The organism is Nocardioides guangzhouensis, from assembly GCF_004519545.1.
GTDB classification, from domain to species: Bacteria; Actinomycetota; Actinomycetes; order Propionibacteriales; family Nocardioidaceae; genus Nocardioides; species Nocardioides guangzhouensis.
Genome location: NZ_SDKM01000032.1, coordinates 24,758 through 41,592 on the forward strand (window position 1 = coordinate 24,758; position 16,835 = coordinate 41,592).

The following is a 16,835-nucleotide window of genomic DNA, read 5'->3' on the forward strand; positions in this document are numbered from 1 at the left end:
ATGGCCGCGTCCCGCTTCCGCATCCGTCCGGCCGTCGTGATGCTCGCTGTGGTCACCGCGGTCTCGGCGTTCCCGCTCTACTTCATGGTCGTGATGGCCTCCCGGCCCAACGAGGACATCACCTCGGTGCCGCCACCCCTGTGGCCCGGTGACCGGCTGATGGACAACGTCGACCGGGTGCTCGGCAACCCCGACGTCACCTTCGAGCAGGCGCTGGTGAACTCCGTCGTGGTGTCGCTCGTCTGCACCGTCTCGGTCGTGTTCTTCTCCTGCCTGGCCGGCTTCGCCTTCGCCAAGCTCCGCTTCGTCGGCCGACAGCCGCTGCTCGCGTTCGTGCTCATCACGATGATGGTGCCGGTGCAGCTCGGGATGATCCCGCTCTACATGCTGATGTCCAAGCTGCACCTGGCCGGGCAGCTCCCCGCGGTGATGCTGCCGTTCCTGGTCTCGGCCTTCGGCGTGTTCCTCATGCGCCAGTACGTCGTCCAGTCGGTGCCCGACGAGCTGCTCGAGGCGGCGCGGCTCGACGGCGCCTCGATCTTCCGCACCTTCTGGTACGTCGTGATGCCGATCCTGCGGCCCGGTGCCGCGGTGCTCGCACTGCTGACGTTCATGGAGCGCTGGAACGACTTCCTCTGGCCCTACCTGGTCCTCGACGTCGAGCACCCGACGGTGCAGGTGGCGCTGTCCCGGCTGGCCGGCGGCTACTACACCGACCAGGCCCTGATCATGGCCGGCACCCTGCTCGGCGTGGTCCCGCTGCTCCTGGTCTTCCTCCTCTTCGGCCGGCAGATCGTCGGCGGCATCCTCGAAGGCGGTCTCAAGTCATGACCACTGCACCTCCGGTGCCGCAGACCACCCGGCATCCCTCGCCCGCGGGCTTCCCCCCGGACTTCGTCTGGGGCGCCGCCACCGCGTCGTACCAGATCGAGGGCGCCGTCTCCGACGACGGCCGGACGCCGTCGATCTGGGACGCCTACGCCGCCGAGCCGGGACGGATCCGCAACGGCGACACGGGCGTGGTGGCCTGCGACCACTACCACCGCTACCGCGAGGACGTCGGCCTGATGCGCGACCTCGGCCTCGGCGCCTACCGGTTCTCGCTGGCCTGGCCCCGGATCCTGCCGGGCGGCGGCACCCGGCCGAACCCGGCCGGCCTGGGGTTCTACGACCGGCTCGTCGACCGGCTCCTGGAGGCCGGGATCACCCCGTGGGCGACGCTCTACCACTGGGACCTGCCGGTGGAGATCGAGCAGGCGGGGGGCTGGCCGGACCGCGCCACCGCCGACCGGTTCGCCGAGTACGCCGCGGTGGCGGCCGCGGCGCTCGGCGACCGCGTGCACCACTGGATCACGCTGAACGAGCCGTGGTGCTCGGCGTTCCTCGGCTACGGGTCCGGCATCCACGCCCCCGGGCGGGCGGACCCGACCGACGCGCTGCTGGCCTCCCACCACCTGCTGCTCGGCCACGGCCGCGCGGTCGAGGCGATCCGTGCGCACGCGCCCGGGTCGCAGGTCGGGATCACGCTGAACCTCTACCCGGTGACGCCGGCCGACGACGCCCCCGCCTCTGCGGCGCTGGCGCACCGGCTCGACGGGCTGCACAACCGGTGGTTCCTCGACCCGGTGTTCCGCGGCGACTACCCGGTCGACCTGCTCGACGACCTCGACGGCCTCCTCCCCGGCGACTGGTGCCGACCCGGCGACCTGGCGGAGATCTCCACCTCGCTCGACTTCCTGGGCGTCAACTACTACACGCGGCACAACGTCCGGTCCTCGCCGTACCCCGGCGTCAACGCGGCCGAGTTCACCCACCGGGGCCTGTCCCGCGCCGCCAACGGCTGGGAGGTCGACCCCGACGGCCTGGTCGAGGTGCTGACCCGGGTCAGCGAGGAGTACACCTCGCTGCCGATCTACGTCACCGAGAACGGCTCGGCCTGGGAGGACCGGGTCGCCGCCGACGGCAGCGTGGACGACCCGGACCGGCTTGGCTACCTCGCCGACCACCTCGACGCCTGCGCCCGGGCCCGGGAGGCCGGGGCCGACGTCGCGGGCTACTTCGCGTGGTCGCTGCTGGACAACTTCGAGTGGGCCGAGGGGTACACGATGCGGTTCGGGCTGGTGCACGTCGACTACGCCTCGCAGGTCCGGACGGTGAAGGCGAGCGGGCGCTGGTACGCCCAGTTCATCGCGGCCCACCGCGACGGCATACTGGCGCCATGAGCCGACCGCCCAGCCCGCGGCCGACGCTGGAGGAGGTCGCCCGCAGAGCCGGGGTCGGCCGGGGCACGGCGTCCCGGGTCATCAACGGCGGCGAGCGGGTCTCCGCCCGCGCCCGCCAGGCCGTCGAGGAGGCGATCGCCGAGCTCGGCTACGTCCCGAACTCGGCGGCGCGGACCCTGGTCACCCGCCGTACGGACACGATCGCGCTGGTGATCGCGGAGTCCGAGGAGCGGATCTTCGGCGAGCCGTTCTTCGCGGGCGTGGTGCGCGGGATCGGCACCGCCCTCAGCGAGGCCAACCTCCAGCTGGTGCTGATGCTGGCCTCGTCCGGGCAGCGCAGCGAGCACCTCGACTCGTGGCTGGGCCGGCAGCACGTGGACGGCGTCCTGCTGCTGTCGCTGCACGACGACGACACCCTCCCGGACCGGATCCGGGCCCGCGGCCTGCCGATGGTGGTCGGCGGCCAGCGCAGCGGGGAGGAGCGGTTCGGCTTCGTCGACGTCGACAACCGGCTCGGCGCCCGGCTCGCGGTCGGGCACCTGGTCAACCGCGGCCGGCGGCGGGTGGCAACCGTGACCGGTCCGCTGGACATGGTCGCCGGCCGCAGCCGCTACGAGGGCTACCTCTCCGGGCTCGAGGACGCCGGCCGGACGGCCGACCCCGGGCTGGTGGCCACCGGCGACTTCAGCCAGGCCGGCGGCGAGGCCGCGATGCGCGAGATCCTGCTGCGGCGCCCCGACGTCGACGGCGTCTTCTGCGCCAACGACCTGATGGCCGCCGGTGCCCTGCGCGTCCTGCGCGAGGCCGGCCGGGACGTGCCCGGCGAGGTGTCGGTGGTCGGCTTCGACGACGCCCCGCTGGCGCTGTCCACCGAACCGCCGCTCACCACCGTCCACCAGTCTCCCGAGCGGATGGGCCGCGAGATGGTCGACCTGCTGCTCGCGACGCTCGGGAGCCCGGACGAGCCGCAGGAGGGGCGGGTGCTGCCCACCCACCTCGTGGTCCGCGGCAGCAGCTGACCCACCCGCCGCCCGGCCGTCGGACGCCCGTCGCCCCCCGTTGCCGGGCCGGTCGCCCGGGTCTGGTTGAAACGGACCTGATGAGACGACCGAACGTGGCCCTCGCCGGTGCCGGGGCGGTGGCCGGTGCCACCGCCGCGGCCCTGCTCGGCTCGCGCCACCTGCTGCACCGGCAGGCGGCAGCCGCCCGCGCCCTGATCGGCAAGCCGCTCGGCGAGGAGGCCCCGTGGCGGACCGGACCTGGAAGAAGCGGTACGGCGACCGGCTGGACCTGCTGGTCCTCGGCGACTCGATCGCCGCCGGCCTCGGTGCCGACGCACCCGGGCACACCCTCGGGGCCCGGCTGGCCAAGGCGGTCGCCAAGCGCACCCGACGCGCCGTACGGCTGACCACTGCGGCCCGGGTCGGCGCCGAGACCTCCGAGCTCGGCGCCCAGCTCGAGTCGCTGCCGGAGGCCTACCGCGCCGACGTCGCGGTCGTGGTGGTCGGCGGCAACGACGTCACCCACCGGGTGCCGCTGGCCGAGTCGGCCGCCTACCTCGACGACTGCCTGGCCGCCCTCGCCGACCGCCGTACGCCGGTCGTGGTCGGCACCTGCCCCGACCTCGGCGCCCTGCGCCCGGTGCCGCAGCCGCTGCGGGCGCTCGGCTCGCGGGCCTCCCGCCAGCTCGCGGACGCCCAGCGCGAGACCGCGCTGCGCCGCGGTGCCCGGGCGGTCTCGCTGGAACACGTGGTCGGCCCGTTCTTCATCACCAACCCCGACGAGATGTTCAGCCTCGACCGGTTCCACCCCAGCTCGCTCGGCTACAAGCGCACCGCGAAGGCGATGCTCCCGTCCGTGCTGGCGGCGCTCGGCGTCACCGCGGAAGTCCCCTTCGGCCACCACGCGCCGACCCCCTAGCCTCGCCGCATGACCGACGTCCTCCTCGCCACCTCCGCCGACTGGCCCGACGGCGAGCCCGGTGCCGCCGCCCTCGACGCTGCCCTCGGCCGCCGAGGGATCGGCAGTGCCTGGGTGCCCTGGGACGACCCCGCCGTCGACTGGGGCGCGGCCGGCCTGGTCGCCGTTCGGTCGACCTGGGACTACACCGAGCGCCCGGACGAGTTCGTCGCGTGGGCCCGGGCGGTCGAGGACGTCACGAGGCTGCTCAACGGTGCGGACCTGTTCGCGTGGAACCTCGACAAGGTCTACCTCGCGGGCCTCGGCGGCGTCCCCGCGGTCCCGACCATCCCGGCGGACGACCTCGACGCCCTCCGCGACGCCGTACGCCGGCTCGGGACCGCCGTGGTCAAGCCGCGCACCGGCGCCGGCGGCGCCGGAGTGCTGGTCGTCGACGACCCCGACGACCCGCGGCTCGGCAAGCCGTTCTCGGGCCACCCATTGCTCGAGCCGCTCGGCGGCCCATGGGTGGTGCAGCCGCTGGTGGCCTCGGTGCGCACCACCGGCGAGACCTCGGTGTTCGTGATCGACGGCGAGCCGGTGGCGCAGGTCGACAAGAGCCCCGCCGACGGGGACATCCGGGTGCACGAGCACTTCGGCGGCCTGTCGGTCCCGGTGGCCCTCCAGCCGGAGTGTGCGGCCCTGGCGCTGGCCGGGATGGCCGCCGCCGCGACGGTGCACGGGGGTCCGCTCGACTACGGCCGGGTCGACATGATGCGGCTGGACGACGGCAGCCTCGCGGTCAGCGAGCTCGAGGTGATCGAGCCCGGTCTCTACCTCGACGTGCTGCCGGCGAACGCCGAGCCGTTCGCCGACCTGGTGGCCCGTCGCCTCGCCTGACCCGGGCCGCTTCGGAGTGCGGACCCCTTTCTTGCACTCTCATGGGGCGAGTGCTAAACATGAGGCTGGCACTCTCGACTGGAGAGTGACAACGCGGAGCGACAGGTTGAGGTCCTCAGCGCCGGCAGGAAGGGTCTGCCGGGCCGAGCCGGGCCGGCCGTCGCGGGCAGCCGGTCGCCTCCGTTCCCGACAACTCTGAAGCGTGAGGAATCGCAGGAGTTATGCCGAAGCTGATTGCTTTCAACGAGGAGGCCCGCCGCGGCCTCGAGCGTGGCATGAACACGCTCGCCGACGCGGTCAAGGTGACCCTCGGCCCCAAGGGTCGCAACGTCGTCCTCGAGAAGAAGTGGGGCGCCCCCACGATCACCAACGACGGCGTGTCCATCGCCAAGGAGATCGAGCTCGAGGACCCCTACGAGAAGATCGGTGCCGAGCTCGTCAAGGAGGTCGCCAAGAAGACCGACGACGTCGCGGGCGACGGCACCACCACCGCCACCGTTCTCGCCCAGGCCATGGTCCGCGAGGGCCTGCGCAACGTCGCCGCGGGCGCGAACCCGATGGGCCTCAAGCGCGGCATCGAGTCCGCCGTGGCCGCCGTGTCCGAGCAGCTGCTCGGCATGGCCATCGACATCGAGACCAAGGAGCAGATCGCGGCGACCGCCTCGATCTCCGCCGCGGACCCGACCGTCGGCGAGATCATCGCCGAGGCCATGGACAAGGTCGGCAAGGAAGGCGTCATCACCGTCGAGGAGTCGAACACCTTCGGGCTCGACCTCGAGCTCACCGAGGGCATGCGCTTCGACAAGGGCTACATCTCGGCGTACTTCGTCACCGACCCGGAGCGCATGGAGACGGTCCTCGAGGACCCGTACATCCTGATCGCGAACCAGAAGGTCTCGAACGTCAAGGACCTGCTGCCGCTGCTCGAGAAGGTCATGCAGTCCGGCAAGCCGCTGCTGATCCTGGCCGAGGACGTCGACGGCGAGGCCCTGTCCACGCTGGTCGTCAACAAGATCCGCGGCACCTTCAAGTCCGTCGCCGTCAAGGCCCCGGGCTTCGGTGACCGCCGCAAGGCCATGCTGCAGGACATCGCGATCCTGACCGGTGGCCAGGTCATCAGCGAGGAGGTCGGCCTCAAGCTCGAGTCGACCGGCATCGAGCTGCTCGGCCAGGCCCGCAAGGTCGTCATCACCAAGGACGAGACCACCATCGTCGAGGGTGCCGGCGACGGCGACCAGATCAACGGCCGGGTGAACCAGATCCGTGCCGAGATCGAGAAGTCGGACTCCGACTACGACCGCGAGAAGCTGCAGGAGCGCCTGGCCAAGCTGGCCGGCGGTGTCGCGGTGATCAAGGTCGGCGCGGCCACCGAGGTCGAGCTGAAGGAGCGCAAGCACCGCATCGAGGACGCCGTCCGCAACGCGAAGGCGGCCGTCGAGGAGGGCATCGTCGCCGGCGGCGGCGTCGCCCTGGTGCAGGCCTCGGGCGCGGCGTTCGAGAAGCTGGAGCTCTCCGGCGACGAGGCCACCGGTGCCGCGATCGTGAAGCTGGCCACCGAGGCCCCGCTGAAGCAGATCGCGGTCAACGCCGGCCTCGAGGGCGGCGTCGTGGCGGAGAAGGTGCGCGGCCTCAACCCGGGCCACGGCCTCAACGCGGCCACCGGCGAGTACGTCGACATGATCGCCGAGGGCATCATCGACCCGGCCAAGGTGACCCGTTCGGCGCTGCAGAACGCCGCGTCGATCGCCGCACTGTTCCTCACCACCGAGGCCGTCGTGGCCGACAAGCCGGAGAAGGCCGCCCCCATGGGTGGCGACCCGACCGGCGGCATGGGCGGCATGGACTTCTGATCGCCAGGTCGCCCGCGGCGTCAGCCGCGGGCGACCGTCCGGCGATCAGGTCGAGGGCGTCGGCGCACACCTGAGCGGAGCGAGGGAGTGCGCGACGTGTCTCGAAACCCGGTCCTGCCTCCCGGAACGCAGCATCACGGAAGGGCCCCGGTCTCCGGACCGGGGCCCTTTCGCGTGCCCGCGTGCTCTCGTACGGCTGCAATTGCAGCCGCATGACATGGCGCCTGCCCCGCTCATCCGTCGTACGGCCGCAATTGCAGCCTCGTGACATGTTCCGGGCCCGCTTCCCTGCCATCCGGCTGCAATTGCGGGGTTGTGACAGTACGGCGGCCGCGGCGGCACGTCGTACGGCTGCAATTGCAGCGAAATGACAGTCCGGGCCCGCCGAAAATCACGTGCCGACTGTCGGTCCGGACCACCAGACTGGACCAGTGAGCGAGCAGCAGCGATCGGCCATGGCGTCCTTCTGGCACGACCTCCCGCGCGAGGGCAAGCTGCTGATCTCCGTGGTGGTCTTCGAGTTCATCGGCACCGGGCTGGTGCTGCCGTTCTGGGTGGTCTACCTCCACGAGGTCCGCGGGTTCGGGCTGGACACGGTGGGCGTGCTGCTGGCCGTGCTGCCGCTGGCCGGCATGATCTCCTCGCTCGCCGCCGGCCCGGCGATCGACCGCCTCGGGCCGCGGGCGATCCAGGTGCTCACGCTGGTGCTCGCGATCAGCGGGCAGTGCGTGATGGCCTTCGCCGCGACCCTGCCGCTCGCGGTCCTCGGGATGACCCTGACCGGTGCGTCGTTCGGCCTCGGCTGGCCGTCGTGGCAGTCACTGGTGGCGTCGGTGGTGCCGAGCGCGATCCGCCAGCGCTACTTCGGCCTCAACTTCACGCTGCTCAACCTCGGCATCGGCATCGGCGGCGTGGTCGGCGGCATCGTGGTCGACGTCGAGCGGACCTGGACGTTCCAGCTGATGTACCTCGGGGACGCGCTCAGCTACGCCCTGCCGCTGGTGGTGCTGCTGGTGCCGCTGCGGCACGTGGGCGGCCCGGTGCCGTCGACCCACGAGGAGGGCACGCCGTCGGTCGGCTACCTCGGCGTGCTGCGCCGCCCGGCGATGCCGCTGATGGTGGCCCTGTCGTTCGTGCTCGCGTTCGTCGGCTACGGGCAGCTCAACAGCGGCATGCCGGCGTTCGCCCGCAGCATCAGCGAGGTGTCGACCCGCGGCCTCGGCTGGGCGTTCGCCGCCAACACCGTGGTGATCGTGCTGATCCAGCTGGTCGTGCTGCAGCGGATCGAGGGCCGGCGCCGCACCCGTGTGGTCATGGTGATGGCGGTCGTCTGGGGGGTCGCCTGGCTGCTGCTCGGGCTCTCCGGGCTGGTCCCGGGCACCGCCGGCGCCACGCTGCTGGTCGCGGCCTGTGCGTCGGTGTTCGCGCTGGGCGAGACGCTGTTCCAGCCGACCATGCCGGCGATGACCAACGACCTGGCCCCCGACGACCTGCGGGGTCGCTACAACGCGATCACGGCCGGCTCGTTCCAGCTCGGCTCGATCGTGGCTCCGGTGGTCGCCGGCCTCTTCATCGACCGCAACCTGGGGGCCGGCTTCATCGCCACGCTGCTGCTCGGGCTGGTCGTGCTGGTGCTGATGGTGCGGCGGCTGGAGTCGCAGATCACGCCAGAGGTCAACGGCATCAGGAGCGCGGACGTGGAGCCGGCGCCGAAGGTGCCGGTGCCCGGGGTCCCGGAGCCCGCGTCCAGCGCAGCGACAGCCACAGCATCGCCGCACTGAGCACGGCCAGCACCACGAAGCCCGGGACCACCGCCAGCGAGACGACCGTCGAGGACGGGTCGGCGCGGTGACCCATCCACTGGTCGACGGCCACCCCGACCGCCTCGACGGTCCAGAACACCAGCCCGGCCGAGGCAAGGAAGTAGCCGACCTGCAGGCGCCGCCACACGGCGTACCCGATCCACGCGAACGCCGGCAGCCACAGACCGAGGTCCTGCACGAACACCGGGTTGGTGGTGAGGCCGGTGCCGTCGAGGAAGTCCGGCGGCAGGTCTCCACGGACCCCCGGCACGACCCGCGACAGCCAGACGAGGGCGTTGAGGACCACGACGACCCAGAGGTACGACGCCACGGCACGCGCCGGAACCGACCGCCCGTCGAGGTGGCTCGGGTCGGTGCGCAGCAGCAGCACCAGCAGGGTGGCCGCGGCCAGCCCGAGCATCGCGACGTACAGCAGGAACAACCGGTTGAACGGCGTGGCGAAGCAGAAGAGGACGGCGTTGTAGAGCAGGTACGCCGTCGCGCCGACCTCGACGGCACGCGTGGCGAGGCCGTCGCGGAACGCGGCGACCACGAGCAGCGGGACGGCGATGACGAGCACCACGACCGCGGTGCCGCGGGCCGAGCCGTTCATCGCGGCCGGGCCGGTCAGCACGTCGTCGACCAGCCAGGTCGGGGCCGCCGCGGCGACGGCGACGACGGCCAGCGCGAGCGGGAGCCGACGGTCAGCGGTCGCGCGGTGCGCGGCGGGGCGGACGGCGAGCGTGGTCATGGCCGCACCTCCGAGGGACGTGCGAGGTCGGCCCGCAGGTCGTCGAGCGCGGCCGGGAGGAACAGCGCCAGGAACGGCACGCACCAGATCCAGAAGCCCCAGCCGAACGCCATCAGCGCCAGGTGGAAGCCGATCACGAGGACCCAGCCCAGGCTGCGCCAATGGCCGCGGCCGAGGAGCAGCAGCAGCGCGATCGCCAGCTCGAAGGCGGCGACCATCAGGCCCCAGAACGCCGGGTGTGCCATGAACCCCTCGTCCCACGCGCGAGTCAGCCCGGGCGCCAGCGCCGCGTCGCCGAAGCCGGCGTACGCCTGCGGGTCCGCGCCGACCAGCCCGACGTGGACGCCGGCCGTGAAGAGGTACAGCCCACCGACCGCGTGCCGGCCGAGCAGGCGACCGGCACGCGCCGACCGGGCCGCAGCCGGGGCGGTGGCGCTCATCGCGTCACCCCCCGGCGTGCGTGGACGGTCGCTCGGCGAGCGACGCGCCCCAGGTGCGGGCCCGGGCGAGCTCGCCGTCGGCGAGCGGCCCGGCAGTGCCGGTCACGTAGAAGCTGACCGGTTCCAGCACCTGCCGGAATCCGTGGTGGCGCAGCAGCCTGGCCGCGCCGCGGGCAGCGGACCCGGGCAGGCGACGCACCCGGTCGATCCGGGTGTCGAAAGTGGCGACGGTCAGGTCCGCGGAGGGCTCGAGCCGCCCGAGCCACTCCCGGATGCCGTCGCCGTCGCCCGCGGTCGCGCCCTGTTCGACCGCGTCCGCCCGGGTCCGCTCCCGGCTCATGCCGAAGGCGTGCGTGGGACCGCCGACCACGAGCAGGTCGAGGTCCGCGACGACGCCGGGGTCGGTGTCGCGTACGTCGGACACCGGACAGCCGCCCAGGCCCTCCGCGACCGCGTCGGCCACCGCGCGGGTGTTGCCGAACGAGGACTCCACGACCACCAGCGTGCGCATCGTCATCGCCTCCTGCTTCCACTCTGGTCGCGCGCGGGAGAGGTCGGCAGGGCCGAGCGGCCGCGCCGTCGGGACGAAGGTCCCGGCGGTCAGCCGAGCCGTCGGCCCAGCGGTCGGAACCGGGCGCCGAGGCCGCAGGCGAGCACCCCGAGGCCCGCCACCGAGACCACGAGCAGGCCGGCACCCGGGGAGACCCGGTCCACCAGCTGCCCGGCGACCGCGGCGCCCGCGGCCACGCCCACCACGTTGGCGGTCGCCAGCGCGGTCATCGTGGTGGTGCCCCAGCCGGCGGGCGCGGCCCGCTCGGCCAGCGCGTAGGCACTGACCAGCGCCGGGGCGAGGGCCAGCCCGAGGAACAGGCAGGCGAGGCCGAGCAGCGGCGGCGGACCGGCGAGGGCGACGACGCCGCCGCCGAGCACCAGCAGTGCTCCTCCGGCCGCGATCCGGTCCGCGAGCGCGAACCGGGCCGGTAGCCGGGTGCTGAGCAGCCCGGCCACCGCGGACCCCACGCCCATGAGCGCGTAGACCGGTCCGGTCAGGCCGTCGTGCCCGGACTCCGCCATGCGGGCGGCGACGCCGGTCTGCGAGGAGCCGAAGACCACGCCGACCGCGGCCATCGCCAGCAGCAGGAACGCGAGGTGAGCGACCGGCAGCGGGGCCCGAGGTACGTCGGGGGTCGAGGCCGCCCGCCCGCGGCCGGGCAGCGAGCTCGGGTGCAGGGCGAAGCCGGTCTGCGCGACGAGGGCGAGGACCAGGGCCAGCCCCAGCCCGACGTACGGCGCGGTGAGGCCGGCCACCGTGCTGACCAGCACGGGTCCGACCACGAACGAGGCCTCGTCGACCGCGCCCTCGTAGGCCATCGCGGTCGCCGTGAACGGCAGCCGGTCCGGTCGGCGCCGGGCGACCACCGACCAGCGGGCGCGGGCCATCGCCCCGGCCTGCGGGTTGGCCAGCCCGACCAGGGCCGCGATCAGCATCGCGGGGCCGAGGGTGTCGCCGAGCAGCAGGAACGCGGCGATGCCGAGCACCTGCACTGCCGTCGAGGCGAGCAGCACGGGGCGCTGGCCGAACCGGTCGGCGAGCGCGCCGACGACGGGTCCGCCGATCCCGCCGCCGATGCTCAGGGCGGCGACCGCGAGCCCGCCGGAGGCGAAGGACCCGGTCGCGTCGGCGACGTACAGGAGGATGCCGAGGGGCAGCATCGCGGTGGGCAGGCGCACCGCCATGCCGAGCGCGAGGAACCGCCGGTCGACGGCGCGTGCGAGCGAGCGGTAGGTGGTGCGGGAGGGAACGACGTCGACGGGGTCGACGAGCGTGGTGACGGTCATGCGGGCTCCGGGTGCGGCACTGGACGTGCGCGCCACCCCACCACTGACACGCGGAACCCCTCTGCTCCTCCGATGGTACCTGCCTAGGCTGGGGACATGGGCATCCACGGACTGCTCCTCGCGGCCGGCGCCGGCACCCGCATGGGAATGCCGAAGGCGCTGGTCGACGGGTGGCTCACCCGGTCGGTCGACGCGCTGCAGGCGGGCGGCTGCCACGACGTCACCGTCGTGCTCGGCGCCGGCGCCGACGAGGCGAGCAAGATCCTGGCCGAGGCCGGGGTCGCGGTGCGACAGGTCGTCGCCGACGACTGGGCCGAGGGCATGGGCGCCTCGCTGCGCACGGGGCTGCGGGACCTGGCCGGCTCGGGCGCCGGGCACCGCACCGACGCCGCACTGGTGACCCTGGTCGACCTCCCCGACGTCGGACCCGAGGTCGTGCGCCGGGTGCTGGCCGGGCCGGTCTCGACCGCCACCCTCCGCCGCGCGACGTACGGCGGGACCCCGGGGCACCCGGTCCTGCTCGGCCGGGAGCACTGGCCGGGCGTCACCGAGAGCGCGACCGGCGACCGCGGCGCGCGCGACTACCTCGCGACCCACGACCCCGAGACGGTCGAGTGCGGCGACCTCGCGACCGGCGCCGACCACGACGGTCCGTGCCGCGACGCCCCCACCTCCGACCAACCCCGGCCTCAGTAGCGTGGACGCCATGGAAGCCGACGACCTGCGCGGGCCGGACGACGTCGCGCGCCTGCTGGGGGGCACCGGCTACCTCTGCGACGAGGCGCTCGCGACGATCACCTACCTCGGCCTGCGGATGCAGCGCCCGCTGCTGCTCGAGGGCGAGCCCGGCACCGGCAAGACCTCGCTGGCCGAGGCCCTCGCCACCGCCGCGGGCTGGCCGCTGATCCGGCTGCAGTGCTACGAGGGCATCGACGCCAGCCAGGCGCTCTACGACTGGGACTTCCCCCGCCAGATCCTGCACCTGCGCGCCCTCGAGGCGGTCGGCGGCGGGCCGGGCGTCGAGGAGGCCGAGAAGAGCCTGTACGACGAGCGGTTCCTGCTGGCGCGCCCGGTGCTGCAGGCACTGCGCGAGACCCCGGCGGTGCTGCTGGTCGACGAGGTGGACCGGGCCGACGACGAGTTCGAGGCCTTCCTGCTCGAGGTGCTCTCGACGTACCAGGTGACCATCCCGGAGCTCGGCACCGTCACCGCCGCGACCCCGCCGGTCGTGGTGCTCACCTCCAACCGCACCCGCGAGCTGCACGACGCGCTCAAGCGACGCTGCCTCTACCACTGGATCGACCACCCCGGCCTCGACCGCGAGGTCGAGATCGTGCGCTCCCGGGCCCCCGAGGTGTCCGCCGAGCTGGCCCGGCAGGTGGTCGCGGTCGTGCAGCAGCTGCGGGCCCGCGACGACCTGCTCAAGCCCCCGGGCGTCGCCGAGACCCTCGACTGGGCGCGCGCCCTCGAGCGGCTCGGGGCCACCGAGCTCGACCTGGCCACCGCTTCGGCGACCCTGGGCGCGGTGGTGAAGTACCGCGACGACACCGAGCGCGTGAAGCACGCGCTCGACCGGATGCTGGCGGTGTGAGGTGACCGCGGACGCCGTGCTGCACCAGCCCGACGAGGTGCTGCTCGGCTTCGCCCGCGCCCTCCGTGCGGCCGGCGTCCCGGTCACCCTCGACCGGTCCCGGGCCTGGCTGGAGGCGGCCTCGCTGGTCGACCTCGGCGACCGCCAGGCGACGTACTGGGCGGGGCGGGCGACGCTCTGCTCCTGCCCGGACGACCTGGCCCGCTACGACCAGGTCTTCGACGCGTGGTTCCTCTCCCGAGAGGGGCTGCCGCGCACCCAGAAGCCCCCGACCCGGGTCGACGTCGCGCAGGCCGACCTGCCCGACGCCGAGCAGGAGGGCGGTGGCCTCGACGACGACCCCGACACGGTCGCCGCCCGGGCCAGTGCCACCGAGGTGCTGCGGCACCGCGACATCGCCGAGGTCACCGGCGCCCAGAAGGCCACTCTGGCCGCGATGTTCGGGGCGCTGCACCCGACCGCGCCCGAGCGCCGCGCGCACCGTCGTACGGCGTGGCGGCGGGGCGAGATCGACGCCCACCGCACGCTGCGGACCACGTTGCGCCGGATGGGCGAGCCGGGCACCGTCGAGTGGCGCCGCCGCGGCACCCGCCCGCGACGGGTGGTGCTGCTGGTCGACGTCTCCGGCTCCATGAGCAAGTACGCCGACGCGCTGCTCCGGCTGTCCCACCGGTTCGTGACCGCGACCGGTGGCCGCGGCGGCGTCGAGGTGTTCACGCTCGGCACGCGGCTCACCCACGTCACCCGGGCACTGCGGATCCGCGACCCCGAGCGGGCCCTGGTCGCGGCCGGTGAGACGGTCCCGGACTGGGCCGGCGGCACCCGGCTCGGCGACAACCTCAAGGCCTTCCTCGACCGGTGGGGGCAGCGCGGAATGGCACGCGGGGCCGTGGTGGTTGTGTTCAGTGACGGATGGGAGCGCGGCGACCCGACGCTGCTCGCGGGCCAGATGGCCCGGCTGCAGCGGATGGCCCACCGCGTGGTGTGGGTGAACCCGCACCGGGGCAAGGCCGGCTACGAGCCGGTGCAGTCCGGTGTGGTGGCCGCTCTTCCCTACGTCGACGAGTTCCTGGCCGGCCACTCGCTGGCCACGTTCGCGGACCTGGTGGAGGTGGTCGCCCGTGCGTGAGGTGCTGGACGAGCTGTTGCAGTGGTGGCGGGCCGGCGAGACCGTCGGCCTCGGCACCGTGGTCGCGACGTTCCAGTCCGCGCCCCGGCCACCCGGGGCGTCGATGATCGTCGGCCCCGGCGGCGAGGCGGTGGGCTCGGTGTCCGGCGGCTGCGTCGAGGGCGCGGTCTATGAGCTGGGCCAGGAGGTGGTCGGCAGCGGCACCCCCGTGCTCCAGCGGTACGGCGTCTCCGACGACGACGCGTTCGCGGTCGGGCTGACCTGCGGCGGCATCCTCGACGTCTACGTCGAGAAGGTGAGCCCCGAGACCTTCCCCGAGCTCGGCGAGGTCGCGGCCGACCTCGAGGCGAGCCGTCCAGTCGCGGTGGCAACCGTGGTCGACCACCCGGACCCGTCCCGCATCGGCCGCCGCACCATCCTCCGACCCGACCAGCCGCCCACCGACAGCCTGGGCAGCGACCGGATCGACGACGCCGTGCGCGACGACGCGCTCGGCCTGCTCGCCGCCGGGCGCAGCGAGGTGCTGTCCTACGGCCCCGACGGCGAGCGCCGCGGTGAGGGCATGCGGGTCTTCGTGTGGGCGTTTGCCCCGAAGCCGCGGATGCTGGTCTTCGGCGCCATCGACTTCGCCGCGGCCGTGGCCAGGGTCGGCGGGTTCCTCGGCTACCACGTGACGGTCTGTGACGCGCGGCCGGTGTTCGCGACCAAGACCCGATTCCCCGACGCCGACGAGGTCGTCGTCGAGTGGCCGCACCGCTACCTCACCGGAGAGATAGAGGCCGGCCGGATCGACCAGCGCACCGCAATCTGTGTGCTCACCCACGACCCGAAGTTCGACGTGCCGCTGCTCGCGGTCGCGCTGCGCCACCCCGACGTCGCGTACGTCGGCGCGATGGGCTCGCGGCGCACCCACGACGACCGGCTCAAGCGGCTGCAGGAGGAGGGGCTCACCGACGCGGAACTGGCCCGGCTGTCCTCGCCGATCGGACTGGACCTCGGCGCCCGCACTCCGGAGGAGACCGCGGTCAGCATCGCGGCCGAGATCATCGCCCACCAGTGGGGAGGGTCCGGGCAACGGCTGGTCGGCACCGAGGGCCGGATCCACCACGCGGCCGCCCGCACCGACGCCGTCACCACCACCCCCACGCCAGGCTGACCCGGCACAAGATGTGCCGGGTCAGCACGCCGGTTCGACGGTGACCCGGCACAAGATGTGCCGGGTCAGCACGCCGGGGCGTCACCAGCACAGCGGCATGATCAGGGTGTGACCGCGACCAGGACGGTGCCTCGACCCGGGGCGCTCCGTCGCGCCGTACCCACCGCTGCCCTGGCCCTGGTCGCGACCCTGCTCACCGGGTGCTCCGACGACCGCGGCGACGGCGACGCGGATGCTGCGGCCGCCACGACCAGCGGCAGCGCCCCGACCGGCGACGCCACGACCCCGGCGGAGCCCGCGCCGAGCGGGTCCACCGACAGCCCGACCGGCACCGCCGACGACCCGCCGGTCCGCTCGTCCGTGTCCCTCCCGGCCCTGATGCGCGAGCGGCTCACCGGCGGCCCGATCGCCCGGGTCCGGCGGCAGGCGGTCACCGACGCGTACACGCGCTGGGAGGTGACCTACCCCAGCGGCGAGGTCACCGTCTCCGGGGTCCTCCTGGTGCCGAACGGCCGTGGCCCGTTCCCCGGCATCGTGCTCAACCACGGCTACATCGAGCCGTCGGTCTACGTCACCGGCCAGGGCCTGGCCCGCGAGCAGGACCGGCTGGCCCGGGCCGGCTTCGTGGTGCTGCACACCGACTACCGCGGTCACGCGGCGTCCGACCCGGCCACCCCGCTGTCCCGCGAGACCCGGCTGGGCTACACCCGCGACGCGATCAACGCCGTCCAGTCGCTCAAGCGGTCGCCGGTCGTCGACCGGACCCGGGTGGCGATGCTCGGCCGGTCGATGGGCGGCGCGGTCACCTACAACGCCCTGGTCGCCAAGCCCGGCCTGGTGCAGGCGGCCGTCGTCTACGCACCGGTCAGCTCGCGGTTCCTCGACAACCTCGAGCGGTGGACGATCCCCGAGCGACCGGAGGCCGCGCAGGCGCTCTACGACCGGTTCGGGACACCGCGCGCCAACCCGCGCTTCTACCGCGAGCTCTCCGCCCGCACCTACTTCGACCGGATCACCGAGCCGCTGCTGATCCACCACGGCACCTCCGACGACAGCTGCCCGATCGCCTGGTCGCGGACCACGCAGGACCTGTTGCGCCAGGACGGGGTCCGGTCGCGGCTGGTGGTCTACGAGGGCGAGGAGCACGCGTTCGTCCCGCGCTGGGAGGACTCGATCCGCACCACGGTCGCGTTCCTCCGTCGGCAGCTGGCCTGATCCGCGCCGCCGATCCCTCGTCCGGGTGTGGGCCCGGGGGC

16 protein-coding genes are annotated in these 16,835 nt (G+C 73.6%); 12 read left to right on the plus strand and 4 right to left on the minus strand.

What is annotated here, in order from left to right; all coding sequences use genetic code 11:
* The 7 genes from EKO23_RS18835 (at position 1) to EKO23_RS18870 (ending at position 8,652) form a co-directional block, all read left to right on the plus strand.
* A complete protein-coding gene (locus EKO23_RS18835) occupies positions 1–831 on the plus strand; it encodes a carbohydrate ABC transporter permease (RefSeq protein ID WP_134719675.1) in 831 nt (276 codons plus the stop codon).
* The gene (locus EKO23_RS18840; RefSeq protein ID WP_134719676.1) at positions 828–2,222 is read left to right on the plus strand and encodes a GH1 family beta-glucosidase; all 1,395 of its coding nucleotides are present in this window, start codon (positions 828–830) and stop codon (positions 2,220–2,222) included. The genes EKO23_RS18835 and EKO23_RS18840 overlap by 4 nt, the downstream gene beginning before the upstream one ends.
* Positions 2,219–3,241, plus strand: a complete 1,023-nt coding sequence (locus EKO23_RS18845) for a LacI family DNA-binding transcriptional regulator (RefSeq protein ID WP_134719677.1) — start codon at positions 2,219–2,221, stop codon at positions 3,239–3,241. Before EKO23_RS18840 ends, EKO23_RS18845 begins: the two co-directional genes overlap by 4 nt.
* Positions 3,242–3,467: 226 nt before the next feature.
* A complete protein-coding gene (locus tag EKO23_RS18850; protein ID WP_246051185.1) occupies positions 3,468–4,142 on the plus strand; it encodes an SGNH/GDSL hydrolase family protein in 675 nt (224 codons plus the stop codon).
* 9 nt (positions 4,143–4,151) lie between these two features.
* A complete protein-coding gene (locus EKO23_RS18860) occupies positions 4,152–5,021 on the plus strand; it encodes an ATP-grasp domain-containing protein (RefSeq protein ID WP_134719678.1) in 870 nt (289 codons plus the stop codon).
* Positions 5,022–5,242: 221 nt separating this feature from the next.
* Positions 5,243–6,871: a chaperonin GroEL gene (groL, locus tag EKO23_RS18865; RefSeq protein WP_134719679.1), complete on the plus strand. Its 1,629-nt coding sequence runs from the start codon at positions 5,243–5,245 to the stop codon at positions 6,869–6,871.
* Between the two features lie 431 nt (positions 6,872–7,302).
* Positions 7,303–8,652 carry an MFS transporter gene (locus EKO23_RS18870; RefSeq protein ID WP_217702697.1) on the plus strand — a complete coding sequence of 450 codons (1,350 nt, stop codon included), beginning with the start codon at positions 7,303–7,305 and terminating at the stop codon, positions 8,650–8,652.
* Here the strand turns inward: EKO23_RS18870 and EKO23_RS18875 are convergent.
* The 4 genes from EKO23_RS18875 to EKO23_RS18890 all read right to left on the minus strand — a co-directional run bounded on the left by EKO23_RS18875 (position 8,555) and on the right by EKO23_RS18890 (position 11,703).
* Positions 8,555–9,424: a hypothetical protein gene (locus EKO23_RS18875; RefSeq protein ID WP_134719680.1), complete on the minus strand. Its 870-nt coding sequence runs from the start codon at positions 9,422–9,424 to the stop codon at positions 8,555–8,557. The two genes, EKO23_RS18870 and EKO23_RS18875, sit on opposite strands and share 98 nt — an antisense overlap.
* Positions 9,421–9,864: a hypothetical protein gene (locus EKO23_RS18880; RefSeq protein WP_175582719.1), complete on the minus strand. Its 444-nt coding sequence runs from the start codon at positions 9,862–9,864 to the stop codon at positions 9,421–9,423. The genes EKO23_RS18875 and EKO23_RS18880 overlap by 4 nt, the downstream gene beginning before the upstream one ends.
* A 4-nt stretch (positions 9,865–9,868) precedes the next feature.
* Positions 9,869–10,381, minus strand: coding sequence for a flavodoxin family protein (locus tag EKO23_RS18885; protein ID WP_217702698.1), 513 nt, complete (start codon positions 10,379–10,381; stop codon positions 9,869–9,871).
* 83 nt (positions 10,382–10,464) lie between these two features.
* A complete protein-coding gene (locus EKO23_RS18890) occupies positions 10,465–11,703 on the minus strand; it encodes an MFS transporter (RefSeq protein WP_134719681.1) in 1,239 nt (412 codons plus the stop codon).
* Positions 11,704–11,799: 96 nt separating this feature from the next.
* Between EKO23_RS18890 and EKO23_RS18895 the strand changes: the two genes are divergently transcribed.
* The 5 genes from EKO23_RS18895 to EKO23_RS18915 all read left to right on the plus strand — a co-directional run bounded on the left by EKO23_RS18895 (position 11,800) and on the right by EKO23_RS18915 (position 16,794).
* Entirely contained in the window at positions 11,800–12,399 is a 600-nt protein-coding gene (locus EKO23_RS18895) for a nucleotidyltransferase family protein (protein ID WP_134719682.1), read from the plus strand.
* Positions 12,400–12,409: 10 nt separating this feature from the next.
* The gene (locus EKO23_RS18900) at positions 12,410–13,294 is read left to right on the plus strand and encodes an AAA family ATPase (protein WP_134719683.1); all 885 of its coding nucleotides are present in this window, start codon (positions 12,410–12,412) and stop codon (positions 13,292–13,294) included.
* 1 nt (position 13,295) lies between these two features.
* Positions 13,296–14,423: a vWA domain-containing protein gene (locus EKO23_RS18905; RefSeq protein WP_246051186.1), complete on the plus strand. Its 1,128-nt coding sequence runs from the start codon at positions 13,296–13,298 to the stop codon at positions 14,421–14,423.
* A complete protein-coding gene (locus EKO23_RS18910; protein WP_134719684.1) occupies positions 14,416–15,579 on the plus strand; it encodes an XdhC family protein in 1,164 nt (387 codons plus the stop codon). The genes EKO23_RS18905 and EKO23_RS18910 overlap by 8 nt, the downstream gene beginning before the upstream one ends.
* Positions 15,580–15,687: 108 nt before the next feature.
* Positions 15,688–16,794, plus strand: a complete 1,107-nt coding sequence (locus tag EKO23_RS18915) for an alpha/beta hydrolase family protein (protein ID WP_246051187.1) — start codon at positions 15,688–15,690, stop codon at positions 16,792–16,794.
* Positions 16,795–16,835: the final 41 nt, after the last annotated feature.

Bases quoted from the DNA above. Each gene is read 5' to 3' on its own strand.
- EKO23_RS18835 (WP_134719675.1), top strand. From the start codon at position 1: ATGGCCGCGTCCCGCTTCCGCATCCGTCCGGCCGTCGTGATGCTCGCT.
- EKO23_RS18840 (WP_134719676.1), top strand. From the start codon at position 828: ATGACCACTGCACCTCCGGTGCCGCAGACCACCCGGCATCCCTCGCCC.
- EKO23_RS18845 (WP_134719677.1), top strand. From the start codon at position 2,219: ATGAGCCGACCGCCCAGCCCGCGGCCGACGCTGGAGGAGGTCGCCCGC.
- EKO23_RS18860 (WP_134719678.1), top strand. From the start codon at position 4,152: ATGACCGACGTCCTCCTCGCCACCTCCGCCGACTGGCCCGACGGCGAG.
- groL (WP_134719679.1), top strand. From the start codon at position 5,243: ATGCCGAAGCTGATTGCTTTCAACGAGGAGGCCCGCCGCGGCCTCGAG.
- EKO23_RS18875 (WP_134719680.1), bottom strand. From the start codon at position 9,424: ATGACCACGCTCGCCGTCCGCCCCGCCGCGCACCGCGCGACCGCTGAC.
- EKO23_RS18880 (WP_175582719.1), bottom strand. From the start codon at position 9,864: ATGAGCGCCACCGCCCCGGCTGCGGCCCGGTCGGCGCGTGCCGGTCGC.
- EKO23_RS18885 (WP_217702698.1), bottom strand. From the start codon at position 10,381: ATGACGATGCGCACGCTGGTGGTCGTGGAGTCCTCGTTCGGCAACACC.
- EKO23_RS18890 (WP_134719681.1), bottom strand. From the start codon at position 11,703: ATGACCGTCACCACGCTCGTCGACCCCGTCGACGTCGTTCCCTCCCGC.
- EKO23_RS18895 (WP_134719682.1), top strand. From the start codon at position 11,800: ATGGGCATCCACGGACTGCTCCTCGCGGCCGGCGCCGGCACCCGCATG.
- EKO23_RS18900 (WP_134719683.1), top strand. From the start codon at position 12,410: ATGGAAGCCGACGACCTGCGCGGGCCGGACGACGTCGCGCGCCTGCTG.